General features: G+C 70.2%; 8 protein-coding genes and 1 pseudogene. 4 read left to right on the top strand and 5 right to left on the bottom strand.

Annotated features, from left to right (window positions below):
• The 3 genes and pseudogenes from ACRDP3_RS04505 to ACRDP3_RS04495 form a co-directional block, all read right to left on the bottom strand.
• Positions 1-98: pseudogene (locus ACRDP3_RS04505) on the bottom strand (DedA family protein); the annotation flags it as partial.
• Between the two features lie 93 nt (positions 99-191).
• A complete protein-coding gene (locus ACRDP3_RS04500; protein ID WP_431515493.1) occupies positions 192-1046 on the bottom strand; it encodes a hypothetical protein in 855 nt (284 codons plus the stop codon).
• Positions 1047-1301: 255 nt separating this feature from the next.
• On the bottom strand, positions 1302-2099 hold the full coding sequence (locus ACRDP3_RS04495; protein ID WP_431515492.1) for a peptidoglycan recognition protein family protein: 798 nt from the start codon (positions 2097-2099) through the stop codon (positions 1302-1304).
• Positions 2100-2568: 469 nt separating this feature from the next.
• On the opposite strand from ACRDP3_RS04495, the gene ACRDP3_RS04490 reads away from it, so the two are divergent.
• The 4 genes from ACRDP3_RS04490 (at position 2569) to ACRDP3_RS04475 (ending at position 5744) form a co-directional block, all read left to right on the top strand.
• Complete coding sequence (locus ACRDP3_RS04490; RefSeq protein ID WP_431515491.1) at positions 2569-3735, top strand: alkaline phosphatase PhoX; 1167 nt, start codon at positions 2569-2571, stop codon at positions 3733-3735.
• A 403-nt stretch (positions 3736-4138) separates the two neighbouring features.
• Positions 4139-4342 carry a hypothetical protein gene (locus ACRDP3_RS04485; protein WP_431515490.1) on the top strand — a complete coding sequence of 68 codons (204 nt, stop codon included), beginning with the start codon at positions 4139-4141 and terminating at the stop codon, positions 4340-4342.
• The gene (locus ACRDP3_RS04480) at positions 4339-4932 is read left to right on the top strand and encodes an RNA polymerase sigma factor (protein ID WP_431515489.1); all 594 of its coding nucleotides are present in this window, start codon (positions 4339-4341) and stop codon (positions 4930-4932) included. Before ACRDP3_RS04485 ends, ACRDP3_RS04480 begins: the two co-directional genes overlap by 4 nt.
• Positions 4933-4946: 14 nt before the next feature.
• Positions 4947-5744 (top strand): hypothetical protein, encoded by a 798-nt coding sequence (locus tag ACRDP3_RS04475; protein ID WP_431515488.1) that lies wholly within the window; start codon positions 4947-4949, stop codon positions 5742-5744.
• Between the two features lie 4 nt (positions 5745-5748).
• Here the strand turns inward: ACRDP3_RS04475 and ACRDP3_RS04470 are convergent, their stop codons facing one another.
• Both ACRDP3_RS04470 and ACRDP3_RS04465 read right to left on the bottom strand, forming a co-directional pair.
• Positions 5749-6981, bottom strand: coding sequence for an MFS transporter (locus tag ACRDP3_RS04470; RefSeq protein WP_431515487.1), 1233 nt, complete (start codon positions 6979-6981; stop codon positions 5749-5751).
• Between the two features lie 34 nt (positions 6982-7015).
• A partial coding sequence (locus ACRDP3_RS04465; RefSeq protein ID WP_431515486.1) for an ArsI/CadI family heavy metal resistance metalloenzyme occupies positions 7016-7340 on the bottom strand: 325 nt, incomplete at its 5' end.

The raw sequence follows: 7340 nt of genomic DNA, 5'->3' as shown, positions 1-7340 counted from the left end.
GACTCCGCGAAGACGATCACCAGGATGCCGATCAGACCGAAGGTCTGGATCAGATAGTCCGGGTCCAGCCAGCTGGGTCCCAGCGCGAGGACGGTCACGTCACAGGCTCCTCATCAGGGGCGCGCCGCACAGGCAGCGATCGGGGGGTACACACGCTACCAACGCCCGGGGACACCGGAACGTGCCGGCCGTCAGCCCTGCGGGGCCGGCAGCATCTCGTTCCAGTTGGCCCAGTAGCCGCCGTATCCGTCCGGCACCAGGCCGTCGGGCAGCAGCATCTCCCCCGGGGAACCCATCTGCTGGCCCGGAATGCCCGGGTGGTGCTGGCCGCCCTCCCGGCGGTGCCGGCCGCCCTGACGCCCGGCGACGTCCTCGCCCGCCGCCACGAACAGCCGTCCGTGCGCGGAGAGATACTGCGCCCGCGCGATCAGTCTCCGCAGGTCGGTGCCGAGTTCGAGTGCCAGGATCTCCATGTCCACGCCGGTCTGCCAGCCGTCGACCAGCACAGCGTCCTGCACCGGGGACCACCCCATGTGGTCCGGCAGATGGGCGTGTTCGTACATCTGCGGATGCTGCTCCTGGACCGGCACATGGGGCTGGGACTGGGCCTGCGACTGGGCCTGTGACGGGAACGGGGTCTGGTACTGGGCCTGCGGGTGGCCGAGCGACTGCTGCTGCGGCTGCTGCTGTTGTTGCTGCTGCTGCTGCGGCGGCTGGTGCTGCTGCTCGGGCGGACGAACCGTTTCATCGGATGTAGCGGCGTGCGACGGCAGGGGCGCGGGCGGCATCAGCAAGTCGTCGGCGAGCGTACGGGCATCCTCCCGGCCCACCGTGCGGCGGGCGATCCGCACCTCCCGCTCGGGCAGCCCGAGCATCTCGGCCACCGCCCTGTCATTGCCCACCACCACCGCGAAGGCCGCCAGCGACCGGGCCCGGCTCGCCTGGGCGTCGTCCAGCGTGGTCTGCGCCCCCCGCACCTCCTCGTCGCTGTGACAAAAGGCCTTCGCCAGCACCGTGTGCCGGTCCCACAGCTCCCGAGGCTCCATGCCAGAACCCGTATCCTCTCATCCGATTTAAACGGAATTCCCCGCCCAAATCATGCAATCTGTATCTTCGCGGCTCTTAATCTAACCGCGCGGACGGGAAGATCCGCGCCGCCGGGGCGGAATGCGGAAAGTTTCCATCGCATTCCCCCGGGGTACATAGGTACGGCCTACGGAACGGGACGTGGTCCGTAACCCGCGGGCGATTCGCTCGTACGCAACGGGCAGCGGAGCGCGCGGGAGCGGCTCAGCCGAGGATCAGCGGCGGTCTCCGCGGCCGGCCTCCGTGGACCGGTGCTGCGACTTCGCATGCGGCCCCCCGGCGGCGGCCCGCATGCGCAACCGCTTCACCTCGTCGCGGAGGTCCGGGAGCTTGTCGTACAGCGCCCTGCCCGGACAGTCGGTGGCGTACGCGTCCTTGTGCCCGGATATGACGTCGAACTCGGCGTCGTCCCCCTCGTCGTACCGGCTCTCGTCGCTCGAGGAGACCATCCGGGTCCGGCCGGCCGGATCGGCCCCGGACCGCAGCTTCCAGGCGGCCAGCGAGGCGATCGATTCCAGCATCGCCCCCGGTATCCGCTCTCCCTCGTCGAACGTGCCGAGCGCGGCGATCCCCAGGCTGTGCTCGTTGAACCCCTTGGTGTGCGCGCCCTCCACGGAGCCCTTCAGATCACCGGCCCGGCCCTCATAGATGGTGCCGCAGCGGTCGACGACGAAGTTGTAGCCCAGGTCGTCCCACCCCCGCTGGACGTGGTCCGCCTCCAGGGCCCGCAGCATGTCGGGGACGGCGGCACAGTCGTAGTCGTTGGGATGGTTGGTGTGGTGGATGAACACCGCCCGCACATCGTCCATGGAAGCGGCTCGCTCACGGACCAGGTCCTCGTCCGCATGCCAGGCACCGCGGGACACGATGTCCGGGCGTGGCGCGGCGGGACCCGTGCCGGCCTCGGCCGGGGCCGCGCCGTGCCCTGTGATCGAGTCCCGCACCGGCTCGTCCCACGTCACGAGGAACGCCAACGGCAGGACCACCGCGAAGACGAGTCTGGAAGGCCGCATACGTCACACCGTGCACCCTCTCCGCCCGCTCGCACAGGTGACCACATCCGTTCGAGTGAACGCGCCCGGCGGGACCTGACCGGCCAGGGCCTGCCGCCCGCGCCATCAGCGCTGGCCACGGGCTCGCGTCGTCGTGGTCGGCGCGCCCTACGGGATGATCGATCGTGCCCGGATTCCGGGAGCGATCCGCCGACCGCCGGATGCGCCCGGCCTCCGCCGAAGAAGGTGTGCCCTACCGCGACGGCCGGGCACCGAAGAACGCCCCGTTGCGCCGAGTCGTGAGGATCAACGAGGTATCCCGGATGTCTACAGCCCTTCCCCTCTCGTTCATTTGATGAACTGTCAGACCGTTCAGCACAGGAGTTACTCACGAGTTGGCCGGAAGGAGTTCTTCCGGGCGGGCCTTCGCGGACCGGTGTGGCGGCCCTACTGTCCACAGCGGCCATCTTTCCCCGACAAAGGAGTAGATGTGGAACGTCGCACCTTCTTGCGCGGAGCCGTCATCGGCACCTCGGCCGCCACCTTCGGCGGCACTCTCATGCGCGGCGCCGCCTACGCGGCCCCGGCCCAGAACGGTCCCGGCCCGTACGGAGCGCTGGGCACGGCCGACGCCAACGGCGTCCAACTGCCCAGCGGTTTCACCAGTCGCGTCATCGCCCGGTCCTCGCAGGCCGTCTCCGGCACCTCGTACACCTGGCACAACGCCCCCGACGGCGGCGCCTGTTTCGCCGACGGCACGGGCTGGATCTACGTCTCCAACTCGGAGATCAACCCCAGCGGCGGTGCGAGCGCCGTCAAGTTCAACTCCTCGGGCAGCATCACCGGTGCGTACCGCATCCTCTCCAACACCCGGCAGAACTGCGCGGGCGGCGCCACCCCGTGGAACACCTGGCTGTCCTGTGAAGAGGTCAGCCTGGGCTACGTGTACGAGACGGACCCGTGGGGCGTGAACGCGGCCACGCGCCGGAACGCGATGGGCAAGTTCAAGCACGAGGCGGCCGCCGCCGACCCGGTGCGCAAGGTGATCTACCTGACCGAGGACGAGAGCAACGGCTGCCTGTACCGGTTCATTCCGACGACCTGGGGCAACCTGTCCTCCGGCACCCTCCAGGTTCTGGTCGCCGGCACCGGCACCTCAGGGTCGTTCAGCTGGTCGAACGTCCCCGACCCGGACGGCTCGCCGACCGTGACCCGCGACCAGGTCTCCGGCGCCAAGCGCTTCAACGGCGGCGAGGGCTGCCACTACGCCAACGACACCGTCTGGTTCACCACCAAGGGCGACAACCGCCTCTGGCAGCTCAACCTGGCGAACAGCACCTACGAGCTCGCCTACGACGACAGCCTGGTCAACCCCGGCGCCGCCCCGCTCACCGGCGTGGACAACGTCACCGGGTCCTCCTCCGGTGACCTGTTCGTCGCCGAGGACGGCGGAAACATGGAGATCTGCGTCATCACCCCGGACGACGTCGTCGCGCCGTTCCTGCGGATCACGGGCCAGTCCAGCTCGGAGATCACCGGCCCCGCCTTCTCCCCCGACGGCACCCGGCTGTACTTCTCCAGCCAGCGCGGCACGAGCGGCAGTTCCTCCGGCGGCATCACCTACGAGGTCACGGGCCCGTTCCGCACCTCCCCGTGATCTCCGGCCCACCCACGCCCGGTGGGCGCCGGCAAGCCCGGCATCCACCGGGCTTGCTGCGCGCCGCATCGCGCTTCACCTCGATCATCGCCATCGCAGCCGGCAGCCCAACACGTGCCGGCCTTCGGTCAGTTCTATGCCGTACTGAGCGGTAAGCATCCTGCGCCCTAAACATCCACGGAATGTGGCTCTGGTCACATGCAATCGGAAAAGCGCTGGTCACGGTACACGTCGTACCCGATCAGTCACGGTGCGCTGATTCTTCCTGGTGGTCGCCTCCACGTTTGGCCCCCTTCGAACGCTTAGCTGGTCCCCTCTCCCGAGGACAACCAACTCCCCGGTGACACAGGGCAGTTGGCTTCGCAGGGTGTCGGAGAGTGCCACCCAACCGAAAGGAAGAACCGTGCTTGATCAGCTGATCGGCGCGGTGGCCGCGGCCACCGCCGGACGCGTTTTCGCTCCGGACGCCGCGCGTCTGGTGCGGCGCGGACTCGCCGCCGGCGTCATGGTGGGGGTCGCGTCACTCACCGAGCAGGGACCTACCGCCCACCCGCCGCACCAGACCACCTCCGATGCGATCCAGGCCGGTCGGGGGGAGCGGTCGTGAACGAGGAAGCCCTCTCCCGCGACCTGACCTCCCAGCCGATCGGGCGGGCACAAGACCCCGAGCGGATCCCGGTGGCCTTCTGGGCCTTTCACCGCCAATTCCGGCGCGCCTACCGCCACTACGCACAACTCCAGCTCGGAGACGCGCGCATGGCCGGCCAAGTCGTCCACCTGGTCTTCCTCAGCCTGCTGAGGGGCTGGCCGCGCCTGATGGAGGAAGCCAACCCCGCCGCCAGCGCCTGGGCCCACCTGAAAGAAGCCGTCGACGAGGTACTCCTCTTCGAAGGGCGCGAGTCCGCCCTTCCGGAGACCGCCGCCTTCTGCCGCGTGCGCCGCGCAGTGCTCGAGGACAGCCGCGACGAGTTCGCCGCCATGGAAAGCAGCGTCGGCCTCTACCCCGCCATAGCCCGGCTCCCCGGCCAGCAGTTCGACGTCGTGGTCCTGCACTACGTCCTCGACTTCACCACCGCAGGGACCGCACGCATCCTGGGAGTCACCGACGCCACCGTGCGCTCCCACCGCGCGCACGCCCGCCAACGACTCGCCCAGGACCTGGGCATCGAGCTGGGTTCCTACAGCAACAAGGATTGAGGAGCAGCCGCACCATGCCATCGCCGCACACCCTGGACGACCTCCTGACCGACGCTCGCGCCTTCACCCACGATGTCGACCTCGACGACGCAGAGGAGTGGGCATCCCGCCGCCGACTCGCGTACGACCACGCCGCCGCAGTGCGACGCGGCACGGCCGGCGGCGGTTTCCCACAGCCCGCACTCGGGCCCGCCTCCCTCGGACTCGCCGAGAGAGGCCACCCGGCCCTGTCCCGGCGTGAACAGGCCGCCCGCGAATTGCGGGCACTCTCCTCCTGGGCCATCCGCGGCCCCCGCGCCGTCGAGCACATCGCCGACCTGGCCACCACCCACCAGATCGACCCCGACAACGCTCTCACCTTCGCCTGCCTGCTCCATCTGGCCGACCGCGACGACCAGGCCGAGGTCCTGTGGCAGTTCTCCGCCGGCGCGGGCAAGCCCGCCTCCGCCGAATGCCTCTACCTGCTGCACACCACCCGCGGCGAGTTGCGCCAAGCCCGGCACTGGGCACACCAAGTGGCCGAGCTCGACCATCCCGGCGAGGTTCCGCTCCACTCCGGTGCCACCGACACCGCCCGGGGCGAGCACAGGACGTTGACGTCGCTGATGCTGCTGCGCACTCACGGCGCTCTGCGCGGCGAGGAGACGGGCACGAGTTTGACGATCAGCGCCTTTCACGCCTGCGCCGGCACGCTCTCGCGCGCCATGACTCGAGCGATCCAGTCTCTGAAGGCAGAGCCCGACGTTGATTTCGGCCCCTTGTCCTGGCCCGACCACACTCTCGCCGACCAGATGCAAGAAGCCATCAGCTGACGCCTCATGCCCGGGGCGCACGTTGCCGGGCTGGGTACCGCCCCGGGGTGCCACCGAGTGCGATCACTGTGCCGGCTACGGAAACGGCGGCCAGGGTGAGGAAGAGCGGGGGGTAGCCACCGAGGGGGCCGGCGAGGGCGGCGCCGGCGAAGGGGGCGAGGCCGGTGGCGATGGTGACGGGGGCGGTGAGGATGCCGGAGAGGCGTGCGTAGTGACGGGTGCCCCAGCGGTCGGCGACGGCGGTGGCCTGGAGGAGGGTGAGGTTGCCGCGGACGGTGCCGGCTGCGATGGCGAGGACGGTCAGGAGCGGGACCGGCCCCGGGACGAGGGCGAGGGCCGCGGTGGTCGCGCCACCTGCTGCGATGAGGGCGGTGGTGCGGGTGGTGACGCCGGTTCGGCGTGCGAGGGGCGCGTAGAGGGTGCGGCCGAGGGTCTGACCGAGGCCGCCGAGCCCGAGAGCCCAGGCTGCCTGGGTGGGGGTGGCGCCGCGTTCGTTCAGCAGCGGTACGAGGCCGATGACCACGGCGAAGGACGTGCACGCGGAGAGTGTCAGCGCGATGGTCAGCAGCACGAATGAGCGGCTGCGGGCGATCGGCTTCCCGGTCTTCCCGCCCGGCTCGGACCGTTGTGACGCGTGAGGGGCGTCAGGCGCGGAGGGCCAGGGCGCGCGCAGGGCGAGGGCGTGGGCGGGGATCGTGACGACGGCGAGGATCACCGCGAGGACGGCGTAGGCGGACCGCCAGCTCAGGTGCTCGATGAGGGCGGCCGTGAGCGGTGCGAAGACGGTGCTGGCCAGGCCGCCGGCGAGGGTGAGGATTGTCAGGGCGCGAACGCGGTCCGTGCCCCACCAGCGGGTGAGAGCGGCGAAGGCGGGTGCGTAGAGAGTCCCGGCCATGGCCGCTCCCGCGCACAGCCAAGCCCCGGCGAAGGCAAGGAAATTGGGCGCCGCGGCGATGGCCAGCACGGCTGCTGCACCCAGGGCCGACCCTGCGGTCATCACCGCGCGTGGGCCTCTGCGGTCCAGTACGCGGCCGAGGGGGATGCCGAGGAGTGCGGAGACGAGCAGGGCGGCGGAGAAGGCTCCGGTCGCGGCGGTGCCGGACCAGCCCGTCTCGGCTGTCAGGTGGGGCAGGAGGACGGGGAAGGCGTAGTAGAGGACGCCCCAGCTGGTGATCTGCGTGACGCACAGGGCGGGCAGGGCGAAGCGGGGCCGTGGCCGGTCCCCCGTACCGGTCACGGCCCCGCCGGATTCAAGGGCCTCCTTCCGCACCTCAGCAGCAGCCGGAGGTGACGGCTTCGCGCCGACCGTCATCGTCGCCCTCGGCGCAGCACGTGCTGCCTTCTTGCTTGCCGAGCGAGTCGGCGTCGCCCTTGACGACGTAGACCTCCCAGGGCTCCTTGCCGGGGCCGTGCACCCAGACCTTGTCCTGGACGGCGTAGCAGCAGGTCGTGTCGTTCTCTTCGTGAGTCGTGAGACCTGCCTCGCCGAGGCGGGCTGCGGCGGCATGCACGGCCTCGGAGGATTCGACCTCGACTCCCAGGTGGTCCATGCGGGTCTCCTCTCCGGCCTGGCCCTCGATGAGGACGAGCTTGAGC

The sequence above is a fragment of the Streptomyces sp. genome, assembly GCF_050698815.1.
In the GTDB taxonomy this organism is placed as follows: Bacteria; Actinomycetota; Actinomycetes; order Streptomycetales; family Streptomycetaceae; genus Streptomyces.
The sequence above is the reverse complement of the archived record's forward strand: the minus strand, read 5'-3'. Positions and strand labels throughout refer to the sequence as shown.

Coding starts and splice junctions, on each gene's coding strand:
- ACRDP3_RS04500 (WP_431515493.1), bottom strand. CDS start 1,046: ATGGAGCCTCGGGAGCTGTGGGACCGGCACACGGTGCTGGCGAAGGCC.
- ACRDP3_RS04475 (WP_431515488.1), top strand. CDS start 4,947: ATGCCATCGCCGCACACCCTGGACGACCTCCTGACCGACGCTCGCGCC.
- ACRDP3_RS04495 (WP_431515492.1), bottom strand. CDS start 2,099: ATGCGGCCTTCCAGACTCGTCTTCGCGGTGGTCCTGCCGTTGGCGTTC.